The sequence below is a fragment of the Streptomyces sp. BK208 genome (assembly GCF_004364245.1).
Taxonomy (GTDB): domain Bacteria; phylum Actinomycetota; class Actinomycetes; order Streptomycetales; family Streptomycetaceae; genus Streptomyces.
Window position 1 is genome coordinate 1 of record NZ_SOAV01000006.1, and the last position, 25,494, is coordinate 25,494.

Below are 25,494 nucleotides of genomic sequence, written 5' to 3' on the forward strand. Positions count from 1 at the left end.
CGCCCGGTTACATTTCGAACCCGGAAGCTAAGCCTTACAGCGCCGATGGTACTGCAGGGGGGACCCTGTGGGAGAGTAGGACGCCGCCGAACAATTATTGGAGAAAACCCCGCACCGGGAACGGTGCGGGGTTTTCTGCGTTTAGGGTCTTTGTATGCGCTACGACCTGGTTGTATTCGACAACGACGGTGTTCTCGTCGACAGCGAGCCGATTTCCAATCGGCTGCTCGCCGGCTACCTGACCGAGCTGGGGCACCCGACCTCGTACGAGGAGTCCCTCAGGGACTACATGGGTGGCGCGATGCACCGCGTGCACGACCTCGTCCTGGAGCGGACGGGGCGCCGGTTGCCGGACGACTTCGACGACGTCTTCCACGAGCGGGTGTTCGCCGCCTTCGAGCGTGAGCTGGAGCCCGTCCACGGAGCCGTCGACGTACTGGAGAAGCTGGACGCGGACGGGGTGGTGTACTGCGTGGCCTCCTCCGGGAGCCATGAACGGATCCGGGTGGGGCATCGCAAGGCCGGGCTCGACCGGTGGTTCGACGACGAGCGGATCTTCAGTTCCCAGGACGTGGGTCGGGGCAAGCCGGCGCCGGATCTCTTCCTGCACGCGGCCGACCGGATGGGTGTGGCGCCGGAGCGGTGCGTCGTGATCGAGGACAGTGCCCTCGGCGTACAGGCCGCCGTCGCCGCCGGTATGGACGTGTTCGGCTTCACCGCGATGACACCGGCCGCGAAACTCTCGGGGGCCACCCGGCTCTTCGCGGACATGGGGGAGCTGGCCGACCTGCTGCGCGACTGACCCCTGACATTTGTCATGCGCGGTACCGGACGGTTGTTTCTACTGCGGGACCCCGTCCGGACGCGAAGCTGTGTGCATGACCAAGCCTCGTAAGTCTCGTACCTTCGTGTCGCTGCTCCTGGACGTGGGAGTGCCCGTCGGGTCGTACTACGTGCTCAAGGGCGTGTTCGGGATGAGTGCGGTCGCGGCGCTGGGCTGGAGCAGTGTGGGGCCCGTGCTGCGGACCGGGTGGGGTGTGTTCAGGCAGCGGGAGGTCAACGTGCTTCCGCTGCTGATCCTCCTGGCCAACCTGGTGGGGCTGCTCCTCAGCTTCGGCACCGGGGACGCTCGGCTGATGCTGGTCAAGGACAGCGCGGTCGGCAGCCTGGTCGGGTTCGCGATGGTGGGGTCGGTGGTGCTGGGGCGTCCGATGATGACGGCGACGCTCAAGCCGTGGCTGGTGAAGGGGGACGAGGGCAGGGAAGCGGCGTGGGCGAGGCTGCGGCGGGAGTCGCCCGGGTTCCGGCGGGCGGAGCTGCGCTTCACCGCGGTGTGGGGGATCGCCTTCGTCGGTGAGTGCGCGCTGCGGGTGGTGGGGGTCTACACGTTCCCGGTCGACACGATGGTCTGGCTCGGAACCGTGGTCATGATCGTCACGATGGTCTTCGCGTTCGTGGTCAGCGGTGCGCTGGGGGCGGGACCCATGGCCCACATGATCGAGGCGGCGGTGGCCTCGGCCCGTGCCTCCGAGAGCGACCTCGCCGGCGCCCCGACCGGGGAAGCTGAGAAGAATTCACCTTTGGCTGGATCTACCCACGGGTAAGCCGGGGCCCTACGCTCGCCGCCATGACTGATGTGCTGCGGCGCGGTAGGGCCTCGCTCGCGTTCGGTTTCTTCGCCCAGGGGGTCGCCTTCGCGCTGCTGGTGACGCGCATCCCCGCCATCCAGGACCGTTACGGCGTCTCCGACGCGCTGCTGCCCGTCTTCCTCGCCGCCGTGCCGATCCTGGCCGGCGTAGGGAGCGTGGTGAGCGAGCGTCTGGTGCGCAGGGTGCGGCCGAGCCGTCTGCTGCGCTGGTCCCAGCCGGTGGTGCTGCTGGCGCTGCTGGGTGTCGGGGCGGGGGACCGGGTGGCGGAACTGGCCGTGGCACTGGCCGTCTTCGGGCTGGCCGTGGGGGCGTTGGACGCCTCGATGAACATGCTCGGGGTGAGTCTGCAACGGGCGTACGGGCGCAGCATCATGCTCGGGTTCCACGCGACGTACAGTCTCGGCGGGATCCTGGGGGCCTCGCTGGCGTGGGCCGGGGCGCACTGGGACCTGGCGCTGTGGGTGTCGTATCTGCCGGTGGTGGTCGTGCTGTTGCCGGCCGCGCTGGTGGGGAGCCGGTGGTACGCCGACGGGGGCGGCGGGGGCGCGGTGGAGGACGCGGGCAAGGACGCGGCCGGTGGCGGCGTCGGTGCCGGTGTGGGGTTCAAGGTGCTGCTGCCGCTGTGTCTGGTGATGACGTTCGCGTACATCGGGGACTCGACCGTCTCCAACTGGAGCGCGAAGTATCTCCAGGACGTGCTGGGGAGTTCGGAGCAGCTGGCCACCGTGCCGTACAACGTCTACATGGTGACCACCCTGGTGGGGCGGGCCGTCGGGGACTTCGGGGTGCGGCGGTTCGGGGCCGTGGCGGTGGTGCGCGGCGGAGCGGTGGTCGCGGCGGGCGGGTTCGCCGTGGTGGCGTCGGCGCCGGGGGCCTGGGCGGGGATGCTCGGGTTCACGCTGCTGGGGTTCGGGCTGTGCGTGCTGGTGCCGCAGACGTTCGCGGCGGCGGGGCGGCTGGCGGCGGAGCGGGACGGTCGTCCGGGTGCCTCCGACGCGGCCGTGGCGCGGCTCAACGTGTTCAACTACGTCGGTTTCCTGATCGGTTCGCCGTTGGTGGGTGCGCTCGGGGATGCCTGGAGCTATCGCGGGGCGATGCTCGTGCCGATGGTGTTGGTGCTGGTGACGGTCGTGTACGCCAGGTCGTTCGGGGATCGGCCGGACCGATACGGTGTCGGGCATGAGCGGCCGCGCACAGCTGATGTGGGACGAGGCAGTAACGGGCTATGACTTCGGTCCTGAGCACCCGATGGATCCGGTCCGGCTCGCCCTGACGCGCAGCCTGGTCGGCGCCCTCGGGCTCGACCGGGAGGCGGAGGTCGTCGCGGCGCGGCCCGCCGGGGAGTCGACGCTGCGGCTCGTGCACCGGCAGGACTACATCGACGCGGTGAAGGCGGCATCGTCCGACCCCGGCGCGGCCGACGGGTCGTACGGGCTCGGAACGGTCGACGATCCCGCCTTCGCGAGGATGCACGAGGTGTCCGCGCTGATCGCCGGGCAGTCGGTGGGGGCGGCGGAGGCGGTGTGGCGCGGGGACGCGCTGCACGCGGTGAACTTCGCGGGCGGGCTGCACCACGCGATGCCGGGCGCGGCGTCCGGGTTCTGCGTGTACAACGACGCGGCGCTGGCGATCGCGCGGCTGCTGGAGCTGGGCGCGGAGCGGGTCGCGTACGCGGATGTGGACGTGCACCACGGGGACGGGGTGCAGGCGGCGTTCTGGGAGGACCCGCGGGTGCTGACGGTGTCGCTGCACGAGCATCCGTCGACCCTGTTCCCGCAGACCGGGTGGCCGGAGGAGACGGGCGCCGACAGCGCGGAGGGGTCGGCGGTGAACGTCGCGTTGCCGGCGGGCACCGGCGACGCGGGGTGGCTGCGGGCGTTCCACGCGGTGGTGCCGGAGGTGCTCGCGGAGTTCCGGCCGCAGGTGCTGGTGACGCAGCACGGCGCCGACACGCACTTCGAGGATCCGCTGGCGCATCTGGCGGTGTCGCTGGACGCGCAGCGGGCGGTGCAGGTGGCGTGCCACGAACTGGCGCACGAGTACGCCGGGGGGCGGTGGGTCGCGCTCGGGGGTGGCGGGTACGCCGTGGTGGACGTGGTGCCGCGGTCGTGGGCGCATCTGGTGGGAATCGCGGCGGGACGGCCGGTGGAGCCGGAGACGGTGATCCCGGAGGGGTGGCGGCAGGAGGTGTTCGCGCGGACGCGGCAGCTGGGGCCGATGCGGATGACCGATGGGCGGTGGCCGGTGTCCTGGGCCTCGTGGGAGGCGGGGTACGACCCTGCGGATCGGGTGGATCAGGCGGTGCGGGCGGCCCGGCGGGCGGTGTTTCCGTTGCGGGGGCTGTTGCCGTGACGGCAGTGGGCGTCGCTGTTCGGTGAACCGGCGTCGGAGTGGGCCCGGGGTGCGTGCGCTGCCCGGCGTTGCGGGGTGCCTCCCCCAGTGCCTGAACGGCCTGGGAGGTACCCCCGGCGCCCACCCACGACTGCCCGCAGCGGCGGCGGCGTGTGGTGGCTGTCTGCGGGGGCGGTGTGTGGCGGCTGGCGGCGGGGGCGGTGTGTGGTGGCTGGCGGCGGGGGCGGTGTGTGGTGGGTGTCCGCGGTCGGGGGGTGCGGTTGTTACGCCGACTGTGCGTAGGTTTCTTTGTTTCTCTCCGTTCCGGCGTGGGACCCGGCAGCATCGGTCGGGTGCTGACCCGTGGAGCTCTTCGGGCTCATCTTCTCGATGTCCGGCTGGCCGGGGTGGTGGCGACCTCCCGGGAGGTGAGTCTGCGGAGTTACCGTCTGTTCGCCGCGCGGGACCCCAGGGTGCTCCTCGGGATCGATCCGGAGGGCGAGTGGGGGCAGCGGGAGCTGCTGGGACTGATGGCGCGGAGGTGTGGTGTTTCGGCCGATCCTCGCGACACCTCCGGCCAGGACATGATCGACCCCGACCGGACCCTCGCGGCGCTTGACGCCTTCGCGGGCCGGCTCGCGGCGGTGGCCGGGCGGCGTGCCCCGGTGCTGCTCGGCACCGGGCACCCGCATCGACTGCTCGGCTTCTACGTCGCCTTGGCCGAGGCGCTGTCGGCGGCGGGATGTGCTGTTCTCACCCCGGCGCAGGGTCGCTCTGTCGACATAACGACCCGGTTCGGTCTACGCACGTACCGCCTCGACTACGTCCGCGGAGTCGCGCTGGTGCGGGAGGCCGGGGCCGGGTGCGCCGGTGGTGAGCCGGGCGCACACACCCATTCTCCGTTGCCGGTTCGTACGGCCCTGGCTGCCGCGGCCGAGGGGGGCGGACCGCTGCCCGAGTTGGTGATCGGGGACCACGGGTGGGTCTGCGGGGCAGGTCAGCTGGGGTTCGAGGCCATCGGCCCGGCCGATACGGACGATCCGGCGCCGTTCGTGGGGGAGGCCGAAGGGCTCGTGTCCGTCGTCGTTCCGGTTGATGACGCGGTGCGGTCCTCGTACTACGGACCGCTCACCCGCTACGTACTCAATCGGGCGTGTCTGTCACGGTAGGGAAGTGATGGGTGCACCTCTTCCCCACTCGCATCACCCGCCCCTACATTGGGGAGTGAGCACGCAACGACGAAGAGTCACCGGAAGGGGAAGCCGGTGGCCGTCGAGTGCGGAAGGTTCAGGTGTGTCATGGCTGCAGCTGACGAAAGGCCTCTGAACGAGGTTCAGTTCCTTACCGTGGCGGAGGTCGCCTCGGTGATGCGCGTGTCCAAGATGACCGTGTACCGGTTGGTGCACAGCGGTCATCTGCCCGCGATCCGGGTGGGACGGTCGTTCCGCGTCCCGGAGCAAGCGGTTCACGAGTACCTCCGCGAGAGCTACGTGGGGGTGGAAACGGCCTGACGGACCTCGATTACGACCTCAGCGCTCGGACCGGTAGGCTGACCCCTCGTAGGTCGTGTGGGCCCATGGCGCTCACCAACCGAGTGATGAGAAGTGAGCGAGGGTAGTCGTGGGCTCTGTTATCAAGAAGCGGCGCAAGCGGATGGCCAAGAAGAAGCACCGCAAGCTGCTGAAGCGCACGCGCGTTCAGCGTCGCAACAAGAAGTAAGCGACGCTGCGCCGTCAGCGTGGTCTGTGGCCCCCCACCGCATCCGGTGGGGGGCCACAGCCGTAATGCCGTCATTTTTCGTCACGTGCCGCGTCCGGCGGTCATCACGGTGCAACACCCACCGGCTAAGTTGGCCCGCAGACGGGGAACGCGGCAGGCTACGGAGCAGGCGGAAGGAAGGCGCTGATCTTGGGCAAGGTCGTGCTCGTGACCGGGGTGGCCCGGCAGCTGGGCGGCCGGTTCGTCCGGCGGATCCAGCGTGACCCCGACGTGGAGCGGGTCGTCGGGGTGGACGCCGTCGCGCCGGAGCACCATCTGGGCGGCGCCGACTTCGTCCAGGCGGACATCCGGCAGTCGGCCATCGGGCGGGTGCTCGCCGAGACGCGGGCGGACACGGTCGTGCACCTGGACGTGACGGGGACGCCGCTGGTCAGCGGCAGCCGCACGTCGGTGAAGGAGACCAACGTCATCGGCACGATGCAGCTGCTGGGCGCCTGCCAGAAGTCGCCGACGGTGCAGCGGCTGGTGGTGAAGTCCAGTACGAACGTCTACGGGTCCGCGCCGCGCGACCCGGCCGTCTGCACCGAGACGACCGCGCCCAAGTCCCTGCCCAGCGGCGGCTTCGCCAAGGACGCGGTCGAGGTCGAGGGGTACGTGCGGGGCTTCGCGCGCCGCCGCCCCGACGTGTCGGTGACCGTGCTGCGGTTCGCCAACATCCTCGGGCCGGCCGCGGAGACGCCGCTCGCCTCGTACTTCGGGCTGCCGGTGCTGCCGACGGTGTTCGGCTACGACCCGCGGCTGCAGTTCGTGCACGAGGACGACGTGATCGAGGTCCTGCGGGTCTGCTCGCACGAGCCGCGGCGGTCCACGCTGAACAGCGGAACCTTCAACATCGCCGGGGACGGTGTGCTGCTGCTCTCCCAGTGCTCGCGGCGCCTGGGCCGTCCCACGGTGCCGTTGCTGCTGCCGGCCGTCACCTGGGCGGGTTCGCTCGTGCGTACGCTGGGGATGACGGACTTCTCCCCCGAGCAGATCCGGCTGCTCACCCACGGCCGGGTGGTGGACACCACGCAGATGCGCGAGACGCTGGGATTCGAGCCCAGGCACTCGACGGCCGAGGCGTTCGCGGACTTCGCACGCGGCCGTGGAGCCGGGCTGCTGCCGCCCGAGGCCCTCGCGGGGGCCGTCGACCGGATCGCGGAGCTGTCCCTGCCCGGCAGCGGCCACCTCCCGACGCAGAGCGCCAACTGAGGAGCGCATCAACGATGGCGGACGCCAAGGTCATTCCGTTCGACGACGACCGGTCGCGGGGAAGCCGGCGCAAGAGCAAGGCGGAGCCGGCGCCGGCCGGCGAGGTGCAGCCGCTGCCCCTGCGGGGAGCCGCCCCTCAGGACCCCGGCCCGGCGCCGCAGGAGCCGCCCGGGCCGCGGCCGGACGCGGGCGATGACGGCGAAGGCGACGAGGACGGCGGCCTGGAGCGGCGTATCGCGAGCGGGCTGTCCTTCCTGCGCCGCCGGCTCACCGGGGACTACGAGGTCGACGACTTCGGCTACGACGCCGAGCTGACCGACCAGGTGCTGATGTCCCTGCTGCGGCCGGTGTACGAGAAGTACTTCCGGGTCGACGTGAAGGGCGTGGAGAACATCCCGGCCCGGGGCGGCGCGCTGATCGTCGCCAACCACTCGGGGACGCTGCCGCTGGACGGGCTGATGATGCAGGTCGCCGTGCACGACCACCATCCGGCCGACCGGCACCTGCGGCTGCTGGCGGCTGACCTGGTGTTCGTGCTGCCGGTGGTCAACGAACTGGCGCGCAAGCTCGGGCACACCCTGGCCTGCGCGGAGGACGCCGAACGGCTGCTCCGCCAGGGCGAGCTGGTCGGTGTGATGCCGGAGGGCTTCAAGGGCATCGGCAAGCCGTTCGGGGAGCGCTACAAGCTCCAGCGCTTCGGGCGGGGCGGCTTCGTGTCCACGGCCCTGCGGCAGGGAGCGCCGATCATCCCGTGCTCGATCGTCGGGGCCGAGGAGATCTACCCGATGATCGGCAACTCCAAGACCCTGGCGCGGCTGCTGGGCTTCCCGTACTTCCCGCTCACGCCGACCTTCCCGTGGCTGGGGCCACTGGGCGCGGTGCCGCTCCCGACGAAGTGGACGATCCAGTTCGGCGAGCCGATCCCGACGGACGGCTACGCGCCGGAGGCGGCCGAGGATCCGGTGCTGATGTTCAACCTGACCGACCAGGTGAGAGAGCAGATCCAGCACACGCTCTACAAACTGCTGGTGCAGCGGCGGTCAGTGTTCTTCTGAGGCGGAGCGGGGTGTCGACGGCGGGGTGCGGTGGGTCGGCGGACGGAGTCCGGCGCAGCCGGTCGAAGCCCGCGGAGCGGTGCGAGGCCGGCGGTGTGGATGGGCTCCAGCACACGCTCTGCAAACTGCTGGTGCAGCGGCGGTCGGTGTTCTTCTGACGCCCCTGTGACGGCGGCACGGCGGCACGGCGGTGGGGTGTCCCCGGAGTCCAGGGGCACCCCACCGCCGTACGCGCACCGCTTCGGCTCAGTCCGCGTCGTCCGCCTCGATGCCCAGGCCGGGCAGGAGGCCCGGGAGGAGGGGCGGGAGGGTGACGTCCGGCTTCGCGGGCGGGGTGATGCCGCCGGCGGGCGGGGACGCGGTGCGGCTGTCGTCCTCCGGCGGGTCGAGCAGACCACCGGTGTCGCCGCCGAGCAGACCGTCGCTCTCGTCGCCGGAGTCGGCGGACTCGCTGGGCCGGTGCGACTGGGAACGTCCGCGCTCGGACGTGCCGTCGTCGCCGGTGCGCGGGGGCGACGAGTGACCGGAGCCGGGCGCGTCGGTGGTCGTCGAACCGGACCCGCTCGGCCGGCCGCCGTCCCCGCCCTCGTCGTCCTGGGCCGGTGGCCCCGGTAGCAGGGACTCCAGCGGGGCCACATCGTCGTCTATGGCGTCGAACACCGACGACACCTGCTCACTGACGTCCCCGAGCTGCACGGGCAGCCGCTCGCGCAGCTCTCCCCAGGTCTCCCGGTGGGACTGGGAGAACGCGGAGAGGGCCTGCATGGGGGCGAGCGATTCGGGGTCGTGGGCGTACGCCGCGCTGAGCAGGCGGTGGCCCTCGGAGGCGTCGTGCCGCATGCCGGACAGGGCGCGCCGGATCTCGCCGAGGGACTCGTGGTCGAGGGGACCACTGCGACCGCGCTCCATCAGCCGGCGTGCCTCGTTGAGCCGGGTCGAGGCGAGGTCCAGGTAGGCCCGGCCCCGCTCGTCGTTGCCGTCGGCGAGGCCGAGGCGGAAGTCCTCTATGCCGCGCTTGAGGCCGTAGAGCGAGTCACCGGGCAGGGCGTCCGAGCTGGCGGCGGCGACGCCGCCGAAGGCACCGGCGGCCACGCTCACGCTCAGTCCGCCCGCGGTGAGGCCCTTGGCCAGCCGGGAGCGGGGCCGGAACCTGCTCAGCGGGGCCGCCCGATGCGTGCCGCGCGCGCGGCGCTGCTCCGGTACCGACGTGTCCGCCGCCGCCCCGCCGCTCGCGGTGCCCTCCTGCAGCATGGCCTCGAAGGCGGCCACGAGCTGGGCCCGCTGGACGACCTTGACCTCGGGGTCCAGCTCGGGCCGGGGCAGCGTCTCCAGACCATGGGCGAGGGTCACCAGGTGACCCTGCTCGGTCGGTTCCGCGGTGGCCCCGGCGGGTGCCGGTCCTCCGGACTGCTCGGCCGCCGCCCCGAGGTCGGACTGCTCCTCCAGGGCCTGGGCGAAGGCGTTCGCCCGCCGGTGTGCCGATACGTTCGCGATCACTGGCGGCACCTCCTCTCGTCATCACGGTCGACTCCCCAGGGGGTCCTGAGGGTTGCACGCCCTGATCGAAACCCCCCGATCGGGTGATCGGAGTCGGCCAGGAGGTGACCACAGGGAGCCTGCATCCCGCACAACGAGCGGCGTGGCACTTGGGTTACGGACGGCGGATGATCGGACCGCGAACTCAACAGACTCTCACCGATGGTGACTTGGGGATTGCGAAGGGTGAACGCCTCAGCGGGCGTCGTCCGGGAGCAGTCGGGCGAGGGTGCGCACGGCCCGGTACTGGAGCGTCTTGATGGCACCCTCGTTCTTGCCCATGACGCGCGCGGTCTCGGCGACCGAGAGGCCCTGGAGGAAGCGCAGGGTCACGCACTCCTGCTGCTGCGGGTTGAGCCGCCGTACGGCCTCCAGCAGGGCGGCGTTGGACAGCGACTCGAGGACGGAGTCCTCCGGGGACCGCTCGACCTCGTTGGCGTCGAGCATCTCGCCGGTGGTGACCTCGAGCCGGAAGCGGCTGGACTTGAAGTGGTCGGCGACCAGGTTGCGGGCGATGGTCACCAGCCAGGCGCCGAAGTCCCGCCCCTGCCAGGTGAAGGTGCCGATGCGCCGCAGGGCCCGCAGAAAGGTCTCGCTGGTGAGATCCTCGGCGGTGGCCTTGCCGCCCACGCGGTAGTAGATGTAGCGGTACACGGTGTCGCTGTACTGGTCGTAGAGCCGGCCGAAGGCGTCGGCCTCGCCGGCCTGGGCCCGCTCGACCAGCTCCATCATGCGGGCGCTGTCGCTGTCCGCGGCGGGGCGGCGGTGGGTGGTGGCGGCGGCCCCGGACGAGGACGACCGCGCGCGTCTGCCGACGGCGGCGCTTCCTTCGGCCAGTGCGTAGCACGGACCGGCGGGCGCGGCGGCCGCGGCGAGGGCGGGGACGGCATACGCGGTGGGGACGAAGCCGCGCAACAGGTCTTGGGCTGATTTGACCGTTGCGCGCAGCGTAGCCAGGCCCGAGGCGTCAACCCCGACGTGTGGGTACACGGGACTCCCAGAGGCAGAGCTTCCATCACGTGCAGTACGGAACCATTCACCCGTCGTAGCGAAGGTGGGGTACCGGATTGCGTCTGAGGAGAATAACGCTTCGTGCAGGCACTGCTACGCCCAGTTGCTCAAATCATCGATTACGTCGCTTCTGTGCCCGATTGACGCTCGGTCGACTGCCGCAGAGTGATCAGTAGATGACCGAATCGGTTCGAATTCCGTGTGACTACAGAGCGTGTTGTGGTCGATGTGAGGAAAAGCGGTCCGAGGGGACTGGAGCGGACGTCCCGGGGGTACGTCATCCCGATTGGGTCAACGGCGCCGGCGGTGCAGCGCGATGGCCGCCGCGGTGCCGCCCGCCACCGCGCCGACGCCCGCCGCCGCGGGGATGCCGACCCTGGCCGCCTTGCGGCCGGTGCGGTAGTCGCGCAGCCGCCACTCCAGCTCGCGGGCGTGCTTGCGCAGCTTGGAGTCCGGATTGATCGCGTAGGGGTGTCCGACCAGCGACAGCATCGGGATGTCGTTGTGCGAGTCGCTGTAGGCGGCGCAGCGGGACAGGTCCAGTGCCTCGGCGACGGCCAGCGCCCGGACCGCCTCGGCCTTCGCCGGGCCGTGCAGCGGTTCGCCGACCAGCTTGCCCGTGTAGACGCCGCCGATCGACTCGGCCACGGTGCCGAGCGCGCCGGTCAGGCCCAGGCGGCGGGCGATCACCTGGGCGATCTCCACCGGGGCCGCCGTGACCAGCCAGACCTTCTGCCCGGCGTCCAGGTGGGCCTGGGCGAGGGCGCGGGTGCCGGGCCAGATCCGCTCGGCCATGTACTCGTCGTAGATCTCCTCGCCGATCGACTTCAGTTCGGAGACGCGGTGGCCCTTGACGATCGAGAGTGCGGAGTCGCGCGCGTCCTGCATGTGCTCCGGGTCCTCGAACCCGGCCAGCCGGAACCACGCCTGCTGCCAGGCGAAGCGGGCCAGGTCGCGGGTCTCGAAGAACTTCCTCTTGTACAGACCCCGGCCGAAGTGGAAGATCGCGGCGCCCTGCATGACGGTGTTGTCGAGGTCGAAGAACGCGGCCGCGCTCTCGTCGCCGTGCACCGGGAACTCGGGCTCCGCGGCGCCGGAGTCGGGCGTGGTCTCCAGGGTCCCGGCGGCTTCCGCGGACTTGCGCGCCGCTTCCGCCGAGGCCTCGCCTGCCAACACGCTCCGCGCCGTGGCGGAGCGCCTACGGGGGGTGAGCCATCGAAGAGCGGCCATGCCCGTGAGCATAGCCAGTCTGTTCGGGCGCTTCGGAGCCGAGAGGTTCGCAGACCGTGAACTCCGGGTGGCGGTGCCGTGGAACGGCCTCACTGCCGGCAGTCTGCCGTGCGCGCGAGAATGGCCGGCATGAGTCCCCTCTTCCGCCGCGGGCCCGCGCAGCCCGAGTCCCCTGAGCACTCCGAGAACCATCTCGTCACCCTCATTCGCAAACCCGGCTGTCATCTGTGTGATGACGCACAGCTCGTCGTCGAGAAGGTCTGCGCCGAACTCGGCGTTCCCTGGGAGGGAAAGGACATCACCGAGGACCCCCGGCTCCACGACCAGTACTGGGAGCAGATTCCGGTCGTGCTGGTCGACGGCCGGCAGCACACCTTCTGGCGTGTGAACGAGGAACGGCTGCGCAAGGCACTGACCGATCAGTACAAGTAGTCCGTATGGTCGCTTAGGATCGATGGTGACCAGGTCTCGGGGGCGTTGATCGTGAGGAGCGTGTACGGCTTTGCCCCCGATGAGTGAGGGACGAGGGCGTGTGTGCGCCGGTTCCCGTTCGGTGCGCCGGGGGCGCGTGACCCCGGTCACGTTGGCCGGGCAAATCGGACACCATCTTTGTGCACGCGTTCACAAAGACATAGCCTGCATTCGACGGGGCGGTCATGTAGGGACGTATGACCGCCTACAGCCCCGCTCTACCCGCAGGAGCACCGTGGCAACTGGCCGAACACACCGACCGGCGACCCGCAGCCGAGGGATTCCCGAGGCCACCGTCGCCAGGCTTCCGCTGTACCTCCGCGCGCTGACCGCGCTCTCCGAGCGCTCGGTGCCCACGGTCTCCTCCGAGGAGCTGGCGGCCGCCGCGGGAGTCAACTCCGCGAAGCTGCGCAAGGACTTCTCCTACCTCGGCTCCTACGGAACGCGGGGCGTCGGCTACGACGTCGAGTATCTCGTCTACCAGATCTCCCGCGAGCTGGGGCTGACCCAGGACTGGCCGGTCGTGATCGTCGGTATCGGTAACCTCGGCGCCGCGCTCGCCAACTACGGCGGCTTCGCCTCCCGCGGCTTCCGGGTCGCCGCGCTCATCGACGCCGATCCGGCGATGGCCGGAAAGCCCGTCGCCGGCATCCCGGTGCAGCACACCGACGAGCTGGAGAAGATCATTCAGGACGACGGTGTCTCGATCGGTGTGATCGCGACCCCCGCCGGTGCCGCCCAGCAGGTCTGCGACCGCCTCGTGGCCGCCGGTGTCACCTCCATCCTGAACTTCGCGCCGACCGTGCTGAACGTCCCCGAGGGCGTCGACGTGCGCAAGGTCGACCTCTCCATCGAGCTGCAGATCCTCGCCTTCCACGAGCAGCGCAAGGCCGGCGAGGAGGCCGCGGCCGACGCCGGTGCCGTGCCGCCCGTCGCCGCGCGCAAGCGGCAGCCGTCCGCCGACCAGGGACCCGACGGGGACGTACCCGCCGTGATGCCGGCATGAGCCTCCTCGTCGTCGGGCTGAGCCACCGCAGCGCCCCCGTCAGCGTGCTGGAGCGGGCCTCGCTGAACGCGGACGCGCAGCTCAAGCTGCTCCAGGACACGGTCGCCGCCGAACCGGCCGCCGAGGCCGCCCTCCTGGCCACCTGCAACCGCATCGAGCTGTACGCCGACGTGGACAAGTTCCACGCCGGTGTCGCCGAGCTGTCCACGCTGCTCGCCCAGCACAGTGGGGTCGGCCTGGAGGAGCTCACCCCCCATCTCTACGTGCACTACGAGGACCGGGCCGTCCACCACCTCTTCTCGGTGGCCTGCGGACTCGACTCGATGGTGGTCGGCGAGGGGCAGATCCTCGGCCAGATAAAGGACTCCCTGGCCCGCGCCCAGGACCTGCACACCGCCGGGCGGCTCCTCAACGACCTCTTCCAGCAGGCGCTGCGGGTCGGCAAGCGCGCCCACTCCGAGACCGGCATCGACCGCGCCGGACAGTCCCTGGTCACCTTCGGCCTGGAGCAGCTGTCCGCCGGAGCCGACGTCCAGCAGTGGGCGCGGGGCAAGAAGGCCCTGGTGATCGGCGCCGGTTCGATGTCCTCGCTGGCCGCCGCGACGCTGGCGCGCGCCGGGGTCGCCGAGATCGTGGTCGCCAACCGCACCTTCGAGCGCGCCGAGCGCCTGGCCCGGATCCTCTCCGAGGGCGACGACACGGACGTGCTGGCCCGCGCGGTACCGATGGACTCGGTGCCGGGCGAGCTGACACGTGCCGACGTGGCCGTCTCCTGCACCGGCGCGACCGGACTCGTGCTCACGGCCGACGCGGTGGTGGCCTCGGTGGAGGGCCGCACCGGCGCGCCCGTCGTCGCGGCCGGCGCCCCCGCGGCCGGTGTGCGGGAGGACCGGCAGAGCGCCGAAACGCCACTTCCGGCCACGGGAGCCGTCACCGGTGGCGACGAGAACTGCCCCCTGGACCTGTCCTCCGTGCCGTCCGGCTTCTCCGTCATGGGCGAGGCCGCCGTGGCCGGCATGGACGCCGCGACGCTGGAGCAGCACGGGGCGTGGGCCGCGGGCGGCACGGCGGTGGACCGCTCGCGCGAGACGGGCCGGACCGGACCGGAGGCGGACGCCGAACTGATCGGGGCGCTCGCCGCGACGGCGACGCGCACCGGCCGCATCCCCGAGCGCCGCCGCCCGGAGCCGGTCGCCGAGCCGCCGCGTCCCGAGCCCGTGCTCTTCCTGCTCGACCTCGCGATGCCGCGTGACGTCGACGCCGCCGTGCACCGGCTGGCCGGGGTGCGCCTGGTCGACATCGAGTCGCTCGCGGACGCCTCCGCCGACGCCCCGATGGCCGCCGACGTGGACATGGTCCGCCGGATCGTCGCCGACGAGGTCACCGCCTTCGGCGCCGCCCAGCGCGCCGCGCACATCACGCCCACCGTGGTCGCGCTGCGCAGCATGGCCGCCGAGGTCGTGGCCGGAGAGATCGCCCGGCTGGAAGGGCGGCTGCCGGGGCTCGACGACAAGCACCGCGCCGAGATCACCCAGACCGTCAAGCGTGTGGTGGACAAGCTGCTGCACGCGCCGACGGTGCGGGTCAAGCAGCTCGCCGCCGAACCCGGCGGCGCCGGGTACGCGGACGCGCTGCGCACCCTGTTCGACCTCGACCAGGAGACGGTGGCCTCCGTCTCCCGCGCCGGGAACAGCACCACTGAGAAGAACCGAGGGCCGGCATGACTGAGAAGGCACTGAGGCTGGGGACCAGGCGCAGCAAGCTCGCCATGGCCCAGTCCGGGCAGGTGGCGGACGCCGTGAGCCAGGTGACCGGTCGGCCCGTTGAGCTGGTCGAGATCACCACGTACGGCGACACGTCGCGGGAGCACCTGGCGCAGATCGGCGGCACGGGCGTGTTCGTCGCCGCGCTGCGCGACGCGCTGCTGCGGGGAGAGGTGGACTTCGCGGTTCACTCGCTCAAGGACCTCCCCACCGCGCAGCACGAGGGCCTGGTCGTGGCCGCGATCCCGGAGCGCGAGGACCCGCGGGACGTGGTCGTCGCCCGGGACGCGCGCAAGCTGACCGACCTGCCGCGCGGTGCGCGCATCGGCACGGGGGCGCCGCGACGCATGGCGCAGCTCAACGCGTACGCCCGCACCCACGGCATGGAGATCGAGACGGTCCCGATCCGGGGCAACGTCGACACGCGCATCGGATACGTCCGCAGCGGTGAGCTGGACGCGGTCGTGCTGGCCGCCGCCGGGCTCAACCGGGTCGGACGCGTCGACGAGGTGACCGACTTCCTGTCGGTCGACACGGTTCTGCCCGCCCCCGGCCAGGGGGCACTGGCGATCGAGTGCAGGGCGGGGCACACCGCCCAAGACGCTGCCCTGATCGCCGCGCTCGCCGAACTCGACGACCCGTTCACGCGGGCCGCCGTCACGGCCGAGCGGTCACTGCTCGCCGCCCTGGAGGCCGGCTGCAGCGCCCCCGTGGGCGCCTTGGCCGACCTCCTGGCCGACGGGCAGACTGTCAAGGAAATGCGCCTGCGCGGCGTCGTCGGCACGACCGACGGCTCGACGCTGGTGCAGCTGTCCACCACCGGTCCCGTGCCCCAGACGCACGAAGCGGCGCTGGCGCTCGGTCGCGAACTCGCCACCGAGATGCTCGCCCAGGGCGCGGCCGGTCTGATGGGGGAGCGAGCACATTGAGCCCCACCGCCTTTCCCGCCGGTCCGGAACACGGGCACGTCACCTTCCTCGGTGCCGGACCCGGAGATCCGGGACTGCTGACTCTGCGCGCCGTGGAGGCGCTGTCCCACGCGGACGTCCTGGTCGCCGAGCACGAGGTGCTCGACGTCGTACGGACGCATGCGCGGCAGGGCGTGTCGGAAGTGCACACGGATGCCGATCCGTCGGAACCGGGCACAGGCACGCCCCAGCTGACGGTAGTTGACGGTGCGTCAACGGCCGTCGGTGTCCCCGCCGTGCGGGATGCCGCACATCTTGTCATGGAGGCCGCGCGGGGCGGCAGGCGGGTCGTGCGTGCGGTGACCGGGGACCCCGGGCTCGACACGTACGCCGCCGAGGAGATGCTGGCGTGCGCCGCGGCCGGGGTGCCCTTCGAGGTCGTCCCCGGCGTCGCGAACGCCGTCGGCGTACCCGCCTACGCCGGTGTGCCGCTGCGCGACGCGGAGGGCACCGACGTGCGGTTCGTGGACGCCCGCACGGCGTCGGACCGCTGCTGGACCGAGGTGGGCGCCTCCGACGGGACGGTGGTCGTGTCGACGACGCTGGACTCGGTGGCGGCGGCCGCGGGCGAGCTGGTGTCGGCGGGACGCAAGCCGGACACCCCGCTGACCGTGACGATCGCCGGTACGACGACGCGGCAGCGGACCTGGACGGCGACGCTCGGCACGGTCGCGCAGACCCTGAAGCAGGCGAAGGTGCTGCCGTCCCCGGACGGCGGCCGCCCGGTGATAGCCGTGGTCGGCGAGCGCAGCGCCCCCGCCCGGCGCGACCAGCTGTCGTGGTTCGAGTCCAAGCCGCTGTTCGGCTGGAAGGTCCTCGTCCCGCGCACGAAGGAGCAGGCGGCGTCGCTCTCCGACCAGCTCCGGTCCTACGGCGCGGTGCCGCACGAGGTCCCGACCATCGCGGTGGAGCCGCCGCGCACCCCGCAGCAGATGGAGCGCGCGGTCAAGGGCCTGGTGACGGGCCGCTACGAGTGGATCGCGTTCACGTCGGTCAACGCGGTGAAGGCGGTCCGGGAGAAGTTCGAGGAGTACGGTCTCGACGCCCGTGCCTTCGCCGGCATCAAGGTCGCGGCGGTGGGCGAGCAGACGGCGAACGCGCTGATCGCCTTCGGCGTGAAGCCGGACCTGGTGCCGAGCGGCGAGCAGTCGGCCGCCGGGCTCCTGGAGGACTGGCCGCCGTACGACCCGGTCTTCGACCCGATCGACCGCGTCTTCCTGCCCCGTGCCGACATCGCCACGGAGACCCTGGTCGCCGGGCTGATCGAGCTGGGCTGGGAGGTCGACGACGTCACCGCCTACCGCACGGTGCGCGCCTCGCCGCCGCCGGCCACGACCCGGGAGGCGATCAAGGGCGGCGGCTTCGACGCGGTGCTCTTCACGTCGTCGTCCACGGTCCGCAACCTGGTCGGCATCGCGGGCAAGCCGCACAACGTCACGGTGATCGCGTGCATCGGCCCGGCCACGGCCAAGACGGCCGAGGAACACGGGCTGCGCGTCGACGTCATGGCTCCCGAGCCGTCCGTCCTCAAGCTGGCGGAGGCCCTGGCCGACTTCGGCCTGCGCCGCCGCGCGGCGGCCCTGGAGGCCGGGGACCCGGTGACCAGGCCGAGCGAACGGCGGCCGGGGTCGCGGAGACGACGGTCCTCGACCTGAGGCGGAACGGGGCGCTCCGGCAACGGGGCGCCCCGTCGCCGTACGGCCCCTTGGCGCCGGGCGAGGGGCGGGGCGCCGCGGGCGGGCCGGGGCCGGTGGGAAAACACCTCGACACGGGCGCGGCGATCGGGGACGCTTCGCGCGATGACAAGAATCGACGACACTCCGTCCGCGTGGGACGAGCGCACCCAGCTCACCACCTTCCTCGACTACGCGCGGGGCACCGCGCGCGCCAAGTGCGACGGCGTCTCCGAGGAGAACGCGCGCAAGGCGATCCTGCCCGGATCACCCCTGATGACCATGAGCGGACTGATCAACCACCTCCGCTGGGTCGAGTACTACTGGTTCCGCGTGGTCTTCCTCGGTGAGGAGGACGAGGGTCCCTGGACCGACGAGGACCCCGACCGGGAGATGCGTATCGCCGTCGACTTCCCGCTCGCGCGGGTGCTCGACGAATACGCCGAACACAGTGCCCGGCACCGTGAGCTGGTCGCCAGGACCGGGCTGGACGAGCGGGCCCGGCGGCCGGTCAGGAACGGCATCCACGTCGACCTGCGCTGGATCCTGCTCCACCTCACGGAGGAGACGGCCCGCCACAACGGCCACCTGGACATCCTGCGCGAGATGCTCGACGGCACCACCGGCGACTGAGGGCACGGTCGACTCCGCCGGGGAACCCCGGACGGCAGGGGCCGGCCCCCGAGAGACCGGGCCGCGATCGGCCCGGTCACGCACATCCTCTCGCGGCCGTGGCCCCCGAGGACGTCGGCGAGGTCGCCCGCGTGGCCTGAGTCGCGGGTCGTGCGGGCGTGCCCGGTTGGTCGCTCACCGGCAGAGCGCCCAGAGGTCCTCGGCGAAGGCCGGGAAGGCGGCGCGGGCCTCCTTGACGATGTCCGCGGCTGCCCGGGGCAAGCACGTCCTGCGGGGCGCCGCGCAGGCCCCGGCTGCCGTGCCCGCCTCAGTCGGACTCCAGCAGCTCCTTGAGCCGGGACAGGTCGGCGGTGACCGTACCGGCGTCGCGTTCGAAGTCGGCGTCGGTCGTCCCGGGTTGCCGGCGGAGGGTGAAGACCACCTCGCATCCCGAGGCGTCGGCGATCACCCGGACGGGGTTGTGGACGGTCTCGCCCGAGGGCAGCGTGACGTAGTGGTCGAGCACACCCAGGTCGTTGCGCGGTGTGAAGGTGACCTTGACCCGGCCCAGGGGGGAGGAGTCCGCGATCCACTCGCCGTCGGCGGCCTGCTCGACGGTTCCGCCGAGGCCGTGGGCCCAGGCCGGCAGGTTGGCCGGGTCCGAGGCGAAGGCGTAGACGTCGTCGGCCGTGCGGTCGATGTGGACGCCGAGGTGGCGTGACTCGTTGCCGGTGCTGTTCATGCCGGTGACGGTAGCGGGCCGCCGTCGCCGTTCTCTTGAAGGAATCGGACGCGGCTCAGTGGTGATGGGCGCGGCCGCCCGTGTTGTGGATGACGCGCTGGAGCACCTTCATGGTGGTCAGGTACTCCTCGTCGGAGATCCCCGCGTGGCGCTCCGTCCTCAGGTCGTCCTGGAGGGCGGCGGCCTTCTCGAAGAACGTGCGGCCCTCCGGGGTCAGGGAGAGGCGGTCGTCCGGGGCCTCGACGATCCAGCCCGCCGTGATCGTCGCGTCGATCTCCGCCTCCATCGTCTCCGGGCCCGTGTCGAGGTAGTTCCGCAGGAGGCCGGAGACCTCGGCGCGGGTCTTCGGGGCGCCCGCGCGGGCCACCTGGGCGAGGACCCACCACTGGGGCTGGGTCGTGCCGAGTTCGGCGAGGGCGGCCCGGGTGCGGGTGACGACGGCCTTGTAGGCGGCCCAGGCCCAGTAACCGACGGGCTGGCGGACGAGTTCGGAGTCGCTGTGCGAGTAGTCCATGGCGTCGACCGTAGAGGCTGAAGTTTGGTTGAGGTCAAGCGCTGCCCGGAGGCCGCGCGGGCCGACTCCCCGTCGGCAAAGGCACGGGCGGGGCGGGCGTAGCGTAGGTGGTATGACGACGTACGGATCCTTTCCCGGCACCCGGCCCCGACGGCTGAGGACCACCCCCGTGATGCGTCGGATGGTCGCCGAGACCCGGCTGCACCCCGCCGACTTCATCCTCCCCGCCTTCGTCCGCGAGGGCGTGAGCGAGCCGGTGCCGATCGCGGCGATGCCCGGGGTCGTGCAGCACACGCGGGACACGCTGAAGAAGGCGGCCGCGGAGGCGGTCGAGGCCGGGGTCTCCGGGATCATGCTCTTCGGGGTGCCGGAGGAGGGGAACAAGGACGCGGTCGGTACGGCGGGTACCGACCCGGACGGGATCCTGCAGGTCGCGCTGCGCGACGTGCGGGCCGAGGTGGGGGACGAGCTGCTCGTCATGTCCGACCTCTGCCTCGACGAGTTCACCGACCACGGGCACTGCGGGGTCCTCGACGACCAGGGGCGCGTCGACAACGACGCCACCCTCGAGCGGTACGCGGAGATGGCGCAGGTCCAGGCCGACGCGGGTGCCCATGTCGTCGGTCCCAGCGGGATGATGGACGGGCAGATCGGCGTCGTCCGCGACGCCCTCGACCAGATCGGGCGGGAGGACGTCGCGATCCTCGCGTACACCGCCAAGTACGCCTCCGCCTTCTACGGGCCCTTCCGCGAGGCCGTGGGATCCTCGCTCAAGGGGGACCGCAAGACCTACCAGCAGGACGCCGCCAACGCGCGGGAGTCGCTGCGGGAGCTGGCGCTGGACCTGGAGGAGGGGGCCGACATGGTGATGGTCAAGCCGGCCGGGCCCTACCTCGACATCCTCGCCAAGGTCGCCGAGGCCTCGGACGTGCCCGTGGCCGCGTACCAGATCTCCGGTGAGTACTCGATGATCGAGGCCGCCGCCGAGAAAGGCTGGATCGACCGCGACCGGGCCATCCTGGAGAGTCTCACCGGGATCAAGCGGGCGGGCGCGCGCAACATCCTGACGTACTGGGCGACCGAGGTCGCTCGCACGCTGCGCTGAGCGACCGGTGCCTGCCCTTGACGCAAGGGATGCGGGCCCGCTGACCCCTTCAGTACTCGAGCGCGTTCGACGCGTCGGTCTGCCAGTAGGTGACGGTCAGCGCGGTGTCGACGTACACGCCGCCGGCGGGCAGCTTGACCCTGGCGATGGAGCCGTCCTCGAACGGGATGGTGAGGGTGGTCGTCTCGTAGCCGTTCTCGCCGCTGCCGTCGCCGGACGACAGGCGCACGCCCGCGTAGCCGGACTCGCCGGGGGCCAGGGTCGTCAGCGACTGCGGCTTGCTGGACTCCGCGACCGGCGGCACCGACTGGGCCTCGCCGAACCGCGCCGCCGGGTACTGCGGCAGCGCGCACGTCTTCGAGCCGGTGTTGGTGGCGGTCAGCAGCAGGTGGTTGATCGGGCGGGGGGCGTTCGCCGCGGTGATCCGCACGTCCGACGCCGAGCACTCGCCGGGGAGGTCCGAGTCGGAGGCGTCGGAGGCGTCGCCGGTGCCGGAGTGCGAACCGGAGCCGGAACCGGAGCCCGCGCCGGATGCGTTGTCCTTTCCGGCGGATCCGGCCGAGCCCGCGCCGCCGGTCGTCCCGGTGCTCCCGGTGTTTCCCGCGTCCTCGGCGTCCCCCGTGTTCGCGGTGTCGTCCTTCGCGCTGCCCGCCGGCCGGGCGTCGCTCCCGTTCGCCGACGCGGAGGTGGAGGACTCGGGCGCCGGGGAGCCCGTGAGTTCGTCGCCCTCGCAGGCCGTCAGGGAGAGCGCGGCCAGCGCGACCGTGGTGGCGGCGAACAGACGGGTACGGGTGATGCGGCGTGCGGACATGGCAGTTCCCCCTGGGAATGCGAGAGTTGGTCGAGCCGCTCGACCGTCGACCGGGAGCGGCTGCTTGGATGACCACAGCTTGCGGCCCTGACCGTCCCGGCCGCCAGCGGAGGGGGAACATACGGGACGGTGGGACGTCGGGAACGCTCTGACCTGCGGGAACAACGTCCTTCTGGGATGCGGTACGGGGATACGGGAAGAGGGAGGAACGGTGGCGGGGGACGACTTCGCGGGGCTGCTTCGGGAGTTGAAGGAGCGGTCCGGACTCAGTTACGGGGTACTCGGCAAGCGGCTGCACATGAGCGGCTCGACCCTGCACCGGTACGTCAGCGGGGAGGTGGTGCCGGTCGAGTTCGCCCCCGTCGAACGCCTCGCCCGCGTGTGCCGGGCGACGCCCGAGGAGCTGCTCGAACTCCACCGCCGCTGGATCCGCGCGGACGCGCTGCGCGGCGTGAAGAAGGGGGAGACCGAGGGCACGGAGGACGCCGACGGTGCGCAGGACGCGCCGGGGCCGACCCCGGGCGGCGCCGTCCCGCCGGCCTCGCCGGTCCCCTCGGCCTCGGCGTCGGCCTCGGCCGTCGCGCCCGTGCCGGAGGGCTCGCCCGCGCGGACGTCCCGGCCCGCACCGGAGGACCCGCCCGCCCTCGGCGTGCCCGGCCCGCCCCGCCGACGGGTCCCGCGCGCCGCGCTCTACGCGGCGTCCGGCGTCGTCGCCGTCAGCGCCGCCGTGGCGCTCGTGGCCAGCCTCGTGGGAGACCCGGGCGACGACGGCCGGCACGGTCCCGCCGGGGCCGCCGCGCAGACCTCCGTGAACGCGAAGGTGTCCGGACCGGCGACCCGGTCGGGCTCCCCGAGCGCGAGCGCCTCCACGTCCCCCACGTCCTCACCGTCCGTCGCCACGTCCCCGCCCGGGCCTCCCTCCACGGCACCGTCGCGCCGGGTCGGCGCCACCCCGGGCGGCAAGGCACCCGTACCGGGGCCCCCGCTCACCGTGTCGACCACCCCGTACTACTGGGACGTGCCCTGCGACCACGCCTTCCTGGTCGACCGCAGCCCGAAGAACGTCCCCGAGCCCCCGCCCCAGCAGGACGCCGTCGGCTGGGCCACCCCCCTGCGCGCGGTCTCCGCGAACCGGCAGACGGTCGTCCTCACCGTGCAGGGCACCGGCCCGCAGACGGTGGTCCTGGAGGACCTGCACGTGCGGGTCAAGAGCACTGGTCCCGCGCTGGACTGGAACCAGTACGTGATGGGCAACGGCTGCGGCGGCCAGGTGCACACCACGGCCTTCGACGTCTCGCTGGACCTCGGTACCCCGACCGCGACGCCGATCGGGGGCCAGCGGGACTTCCCGTACAGCGTCAGCGAGTCCGACCCCGAGGTCTTCCAGGTCAGCGCGCACACCAGCGGCCACGACGTCAGCTGGGAGCTGGAACTGGAGTGGTCCAGCGGCGGCCGGCACGGCACCACGCGCATCGACGACAACGGCAAGCCGTTCCGCACGAGCGCCTCCCGGGACGACTCCTACTACGCCTATCCCCTCGGCAGCAGTGCCTGGGAGCTGGTCGAGGGCGGCTGAGGAGGGCCGGAGCGCCCGGCTCCGGGGGCGTCGGGGCGCCGGCAAGTCCGGTCGGGAGATAGGTTGTTGACCATCACACCGGTTCGCTTCGTCAGGCGACATCCGAAAGGCGGTACGCCCATGCCCGGTGACGCCCTCAGCCAGGACCCCGCGGAGCTGCGCAGGAGGATCGACAGCAGCAAGGCGCACCCGGCGCGGGTCTACGACGTCTTCCTCGGCGGCAAGGACCACTACCCCGCCGACCTCGACGCGGCGGCCGCCGGGCTCGCCGCCAACCCGCGCGGCTACCTCGACGTGCGGCACAACCGCGACTTCCTGCGGCGCGCGGTGACCACGCTGGCCGGCGAGGACGGCATCCGGCAGTTCCTCGACATCGGCACCGGGCTGCCGACCGCCGAGAACGTGCACCAGATCGCCCAGCGCATCGCCCCCGACTCGCGCGTCGTGTACGTCGACAACGACCCCGTCGTGCTCGCCCACGCCCGGGCCCTGCTCACCAGCGGTCCCGAGGGGCGTACGGACTACATCGACGCCGACCTGAAGCAGCCTGCGCGGATCCTCGAACAGGCCGCCGAGGTCATCGACTTCGACCGGCCGGTGGCGCTCTGCCTGGTAGCCATCCTGCACTTCGTCGAGGACGACCAGGCCTACCCGATCGTCCGTGAACTGGTCGACGCGCTGCCCGCCGGCAGCCGGCTCGTGCTCAGCCACCTCACCGACGACCTCAACCCGGAGAACGTGCGCGCGGTGCAGCGGACGTACACCGAGCGGGGTTTCACCTTCGTGCTGCGCTCCCGGGACGACGTCGAGCGGTTCTTCACGGAGAGCGGGCTGAAGCTCGCCGACCCCGGGATCGTGCCGGTGCACCACTGGCGGCCGGACCACGCGGCGCCGGTGCCGGACCAGCCGGAGGAGTCGTACCTCGCCGCGCTCGACGACATCGAGAAGGTCAGGTACAAGGACATCAACGACGTCACGGACGCGGACATCAACGTGTACGGCGGACTGGGCACCAAGGCCTGACGCTCCGGCGGCGACCGGCGACCGGCGACCGGCGACCGGCGACCGGCGACCGACGACCGACGACCAGCGGGTGACCGGCGACCGCGCCGGACCCGGGCCCGGGCCCGGGGCGCCGGTCGTACGGGTGTCCGGATCGCGGAAAGTCGCCTGTAGACGGCACGTACTTCTCTACGCTGCGCGCATGACCGTGACCGACAACGCGCCCGCCGCTCCCGCCGCCGTCCCCGCTCCACTGCCGCCGCTGGCCGCGCGGGCCCGGTCGACCGGGGGATCGCCCGTACGGGACATCCTCGCCGTCACCGCCCGCCCCGAGGTGATCAACTTCGCGGGCGGGCTGCCGGCCCCCGAGCTGTTCGACGCCGACGGCATCGCCGCCGCGTACCGGGACGTGCTCGCCGAGACGCCCGCACGAGCGCTGCAGTACTCCACCACCGAGGGAGAGCCCGCCCTGCGGGCCGCGCTCGCCGCCCGCACCTCGGCCCGCGGGCTGGCCACCGAAGCCGACGACCTCCTCGTCACCACCGGCTCCCAGCAGGCCCTGTCGCTGCTCGCCACCGCCCTGCTCGAACCCGGCGACACCGTCCTCGTGGAGCGCCCCTGCTACCTGGCCGCGCTCCAGGCCTTCGGCTTCGCGGGCGCCCGGGTGGTGGCCGTGCCCGGGGACGAGGACGGGATCGACCCCGGCGCGCTGGAAGAGCTGGTGGTGCGCGAGCGTCCCAAGCTGCTTTACACGGTCCCCACCTTCTCCAACCCCACCGGCCGCACCCTGCCGGCCGCCCGCCGCGCCGCCGTCGCCGAGGTCGCCGGACGGTGCGGGCTGTGGATCGTCGAGGACGACCCCTACGGCGAGCTGCGCTTCGAGGGCGAGCGGGTGCCGTGGATCGCCTCCTACCCGGGCGCCCGGGACCGCACCGTGCTGCTGGGGTCCTTCTCCAAGGTGATGGCACCGGGTCTGCGCCTTGGCTGGCTGCGGGCGCCCGCCGAGCTGCGCCGGGCCTGCGCGGTCGCCAAGCAGGCCGCCGACCTGCACACCCCGACCGTCAACCAGCTCGCCGCCGCCCGCTACCTGGCCGACCGGGACCTGGACGCCCACGTCGCCCGGGTCGCCGCCGCCTACGGGGCACGCCGGGACGCCATGCTCGCGGGCCTCCCGGACGCGCTCCCGGCCGGTTCGGCGTGGACCCGTCCCGAGGGCGGCATGTTCCTGTGGGCCCGGCTGCCCGACGGGTACGACACCACCGCCCTCCTCCCCGAGGTGGTCCGGCACGACGTGGCCTACGTCCCCGGCGCCCCCTTCCACGCCGGCGAGCCCGACCGCGCCACGCTGCGGCTCTGCTTCGTCACGCAGACCCCGGACGAGATCGCGGAGGGGCTGCGGAGGCTGGCGGAGGGGCTGGCCGAGGCGGGACCGGCGGCCTAGGACCAATTGCGGAGGGATAGGGGGGCGT

General features: G+C 72.2%; 25 protein-coding genes and 1 rRNA gene. 20 read left to right on the top strand and 6 right to left on the bottom strand.

The genetic code is table 11. The features are described from left to right. The 10 genes from rrf to EV562_RS15980 form a co-directional block, all read left to right on the top strand. A 5S ribosomal RNA gene (gene rrf / locus EV562_RS15935) occupies positions 1-92 on the top strand; the annotation flags it as partial. 62 nt (positions 93-154) lie between these two features. Next, entirely contained in the window at positions 155-802 is a 648-nt protein-coding gene (locus EV562_RS15940) for an HAD family hydrolase (RefSeq protein WP_133887486.1), read from the top strand. Positions 803-878: 76 nt separating this feature from the next. After that, a complete protein-coding gene (locus EV562_RS15945) occupies positions 879-1,604 on the top strand; it encodes a VC0807 family protein (protein ID WP_133887487.1) in 726 nt (241 codons plus the stop codon). Positions 1,605-1,627: 23 nt separating this feature from the next. Next, positions 1,628-2,878: an MFS transporter gene (locus EV562_RS15950; protein ID WP_133887488.1), complete on the top strand. Its 1,251-nt coding sequence runs from the start codon at positions 1,628-1,630 to the stop codon at positions 2,876-2,878. After that, positions 2,829-4,001 (top strand): acetoin utilization protein AcuC, encoded by a 1,173-nt coding sequence (locus tag EV562_RS15955; RefSeq protein WP_133887489.1) that lies wholly within the window; start codon positions 2,829-2,831, stop codon positions 3,999-4,001. Before EV562_RS15950 ends, EV562_RS15955 begins: the two co-directional genes overlap by 50 nt. Positions 4,002-4,333: 332 nt before the next feature. After that, complete coding sequence (locus EV562_RS15960; RefSeq protein ID WP_133887849.1) at positions 4,334-5,149, top strand: phosphatase; 816 nt, start codon at positions 4,334-4,336, stop codon at positions 5,147-5,149. A 129-nt stretch (positions 5,150-5,278) separates the two neighbouring features. Beyond that, positions 5,279-5,491: a helix-turn-helix domain-containing protein gene (locus tag EV562_RS15965; protein ID WP_166661820.1), complete on the top strand. Its 213-nt coding sequence runs from the start codon at positions 5,279-5,281 to the stop codon at positions 5,489-5,491. Between the two features lie 109 nt (positions 5,492-5,600). Continuing rightward, a complete protein-coding gene (locus EV562_RS15970; RefSeq protein WP_003948845.1) occupies positions 5,601-5,699 on the top strand; it encodes an AURKAIP1/COX24 domain-containing protein in 99 nt (32 codons plus the stop codon). A 189-nt stretch (positions 5,700-5,888) separates the two neighbouring features. Further along, complete coding sequence (locus EV562_RS15975; protein ID WP_133887491.1) at positions 5,889-6,950, top strand: NAD-dependent epimerase/dehydratase family protein; 1,062 nt, start codon at positions 5,889-5,891, stop codon at positions 6,948-6,950. A gap of 14 nt (positions 6,951-6,964) precedes the next feature. Continuing rightward, positions 6,965-8,005 carry a lysophospholipid acyltransferase family protein gene (locus tag EV562_RS15980; protein WP_133887492.1) on the top strand — a complete coding sequence of 347 codons (1,041 nt, stop codon included), beginning with the start codon at positions 6,965-6,967 and terminating at the stop codon, positions 8,003-8,005. Between the two features lie 246 nt (positions 8,006-8,251). Here EV562_RS15980 and EV562_RS15985 read toward each other — a convergent pair whose 3' ends face one another. From EV562_RS15985 to EV562_RS15995, 3 genes are all read right to left on the bottom strand, one after another. After that, positions 8,252-9,502, bottom strand: coding sequence for a DUF5667 domain-containing protein (locus tag EV562_RS15985; protein ID WP_166661821.1), 1,251 nt, complete (start codon positions 9,500-9,502; stop codon positions 8,252-8,254). Positions 9,503-9,736: 234 nt separating this feature from the next. Continuing rightward, positions 9,737-10,531 (bottom strand): ECF subfamily RNA polymerase sigma factor, BldN family, encoded by a 795-nt coding sequence (locus tag EV562_RS15990; RefSeq protein WP_059299812.1) that lies wholly within the window; start codon positions 10,529-10,531, stop codon positions 9,737-9,739. 312 nt (positions 10,532-10,843) lie between these two features. Further along, the gene (locus EV562_RS15995) at positions 10,844-11,782 is read right to left on the bottom strand and encodes an HAD-IB family hydrolase (RefSeq protein WP_166661822.1); all 939 of its coding nucleotides are present in this window, start codon (positions 11,780-11,782) and stop codon (positions 10,844-10,846) included. 129 nt (positions 11,783-11,911) lie between these two features. Here EV562_RS15995 and EV562_RS16000 point away from each other — a divergent pair, with 129 nt between their 5' ends. The 6 genes from EV562_RS16000 (at position 11,912) to EV562_RS16025 (ending at position 18,296) form a co-directional block, all read left to right on the top strand. Continuing rightward, a complete protein-coding gene (locus tag EV562_RS16000) occupies positions 11,912-12,214 on the top strand; it encodes a glutaredoxin family protein (protein WP_166661823.1) in 303 nt (100 codons plus the stop codon). 274 nt (positions 12,215-12,488) lie between these two features. Further along, on the top strand, positions 12,489-13,259 hold the full coding sequence (locus EV562_RS16005) for a redox-sensing transcriptional repressor Rex (protein ID WP_133887495.1): 771 nt from the start codon (positions 12,489-12,491) through the stop codon (positions 13,257-13,259). Then, a complete protein-coding gene (locus tag EV562_RS16010; RefSeq protein ID WP_133887496.1) occupies positions 13,256-14,983 on the top strand; it encodes a glutamyl-tRNA reductase in 1,728 nt (575 codons plus the stop codon). Before EV562_RS16005 ends, EV562_RS16010 begins: the two co-directional genes overlap by 4 nt. After that, complete coding sequence (gene hemC / locus EV562_RS16015; RefSeq protein ID WP_133887497.1) at positions 14,980-15,951, top strand: hydroxymethylbilane synthase; 972 nt, start codon at positions 14,980-14,982, stop codon at positions 15,949-15,951. The genes EV562_RS16010 and hemC overlap by 4 nt, the downstream gene beginning before the upstream one ends. Beyond that, the gene (locus tag EV562_RS16020; RefSeq protein WP_133887498.1) at positions 15,948-17,645 is read left to right on the top strand and encodes a uroporphyrinogen-III synthase; all 1,698 of its coding nucleotides are present in this window, start codon (positions 15,948-15,950) and stop codon (positions 17,643-17,645) included. The genes hemC and EV562_RS16020 overlap by 4 nt, the downstream gene beginning before the upstream one ends. Positions 17,646-17,789: 144 nt before the next feature. After that, a complete protein-coding gene (locus tag EV562_RS16025) occupies positions 17,790-18,296 on the top strand; it encodes a DinB family protein (protein ID WP_133887499.1) in 507 nt (168 codons plus the stop codon). A gap of 307 nt (positions 18,297-18,603) precedes the next feature. Here EV562_RS16025 and EV562_RS16030 read toward each other — a convergent pair whose 3' ends face one another. Next, the gene (locus EV562_RS16030; protein ID WP_133887500.1) at positions 18,604-19,017 is read right to left on the bottom strand and encodes an SRPBCC family protein; all 414 of its coding nucleotides are present in this window, start codon (positions 19,015-19,017) and stop codon (positions 18,604-18,606) included. A 55-nt stretch (positions 19,018-19,072) separates the two neighbouring features. Next, on the bottom strand, positions 19,073-19,531 hold the full coding sequence (locus tag EV562_RS16035) for a MarR family winged helix-turn-helix transcriptional regulator (protein WP_133887501.1): 459 nt from the start codon (positions 19,529-19,531) through the stop codon (positions 19,073-19,075). Positions 19,532-19,643: 112 nt separating this feature from the next. Between EV562_RS16035 and hemB the strand changes: the two genes are divergently transcribed. Continuing rightward, positions 19,644-20,636, top strand: coding sequence for a porphobilinogen synthase (gene hemB, locus EV562_RS16040; protein ID WP_133887502.1), 993 nt, complete (start codon positions 19,644-19,646; stop codon positions 20,634-20,636). Positions 20,637-20,685: 49 nt separating this feature from the next. On the opposite strand, the gene EV562_RS35100 is transcribed toward hemB, so the two are convergent. Beyond that, a complete protein-coding gene (locus EV562_RS35100) occupies positions 20,686-21,447 on the bottom strand; it encodes a DUF4232 domain-containing protein (protein WP_166661824.1) in 762 nt (253 codons plus the stop codon). A gap of 211 nt (positions 21,448-21,658) precedes the next feature. On the opposite strand from EV562_RS35100, the gene EV562_RS16055 reads away from it, so the two are divergent. From EV562_RS16055 to EV562_RS16070, 3 genes are all read left to right on the top strand, one after another. Continuing rightward, on the top strand, positions 21,659-23,023 hold the full coding sequence (locus EV562_RS16055) for a helix-turn-helix transcriptional regulator (RefSeq protein WP_133887504.1): 1,365 nt from the start codon (positions 21,659-21,661) through the stop codon (positions 23,021-23,023). 120 nt (positions 23,024-23,143) lie between these two features. Next, entirely contained in the window at positions 23,144-24,046 is a 903-nt protein-coding gene (locus EV562_RS16060; RefSeq protein ID WP_133887505.1) for an SAM-dependent methyltransferase, read from the top strand. 181 nt (positions 24,047-24,227) lie between these two features. Next, positions 24,228-25,466, top strand: coding sequence for a PLP-dependent aminotransferase family protein (locus tag EV562_RS16070; protein WP_133887506.1), 1,239 nt, complete (start codon positions 24,228-24,230; stop codon positions 25,464-25,466). Positions 25,467-25,494 lie beyond the last annotated feature (28 nt).

Coding starts and splice junctions, on each gene's coding strand:
- EV562_RS16010 (WP_133887496.1), top strand. CDS start 13,256: ATGAGCCTCCTCGTCGTCGGGCTGAGCCACCGCAGCGCCCCCGTCAGC.
- EV562_RS15945 (WP_133887487.1), top strand. CDS start 879: ATGACCAAGCCTCGTAAGTCTCGTACCTTCGTGTCGCTGCTCCTGGAC.
- EV562_RS16070 (WP_133887506.1), top strand. CDS start 24,228: ATGACCGTGACCGACAACGCGCCCGCCGCTCCCGCCGCCGTCCCCGCT.
- EV562_RS15940 (WP_133887486.1), top strand. CDS start 155: ATGCGCTACGACCTGGTTGTATTCGACAACGACGGTGTTCTCGTCGAC.
- EV562_RS15995 (WP_166661822.1), bottom strand. CDS start 11,782: ATGGCCGCTCTTCGATGGCTCACCCCCCGTAGGCGCTCCGCCACGGCG.
- EV562_RS16025 (WP_133887499.1), top strand. CDS start 17,790: ATGACAAGAATCGACGACACTCCGTCCGCGTGGGACGAGCGCACCCAG.
- EV562_RS16030 (WP_133887500.1), bottom strand. CDS start 19,017: ATGAACAGCACCGGCAACGAGTCACGCCACCTCGGCGTCCACATCGAC.
- EV562_RS15965 (WP_166661820.1), top strand. CDS start 5,279: ATGGCTGCAGCTGACGAAAGGCCTCTGAACGAGGTTCAGTTCCTTACC.
- EV562_RS15955 (WP_133887489.1), top strand. CDS start 2,829: ATGAGCGGCCGCGCACAGCTGATGTGGGACGAGGCAGTAACGGGCTAT.
- hemC (WP_133887497.1), top strand. CDS start 14,980: ATGACTGAGAAGGCACTGAGGCTGGGGACCAGGCGCAGCAAGCTCGCC.
- EV562_RS16000 (WP_166661823.1), top strand. CDS start 11,912: ATGAGTCCCCTCTTCCGCCGCGGGCCCGCGCAGCCCGAGTCCCCTGAG.
- hemB (WP_133887502.1), top strand. CDS start 19,644: ATGACGACGTACGGATCCTTTCCCGGCACCCGGCCCCGACGGCTGAGG.
- EV562_RS35100 (WP_166661824.1), bottom strand. CDS start 21,447: ATGTCCGCACGCCGCATCACCCGTACCCGTCTGTTCGCCGCCACCACG.
- EV562_RS15980 (WP_133887492.1), top strand. CDS start 6,965: ATGGCGGACGCCAAGGTCATTCCGTTCGACGACGACCGGTCGCGGGGA.
- EV562_RS16035 (WP_133887501.1), bottom strand. CDS start 19,531: ATGGACTACTCGCACAGCGACTCCGAACTCGTCCGCCAGCCCGTCGGT.
- EV562_RS15950 (WP_133887488.1), top strand. CDS start 1,628: ATGACTGATGTGCTGCGGCGCGGTAGGGCCTCGCTCGCGTTCGGTTTC.
- EV562_RS16060 (WP_133887505.1), top strand. CDS start 23,144: ATGCCCGGTGACGCCCTCAGCCAGGACCCCGCGGAGCTGCGCAGGAGG.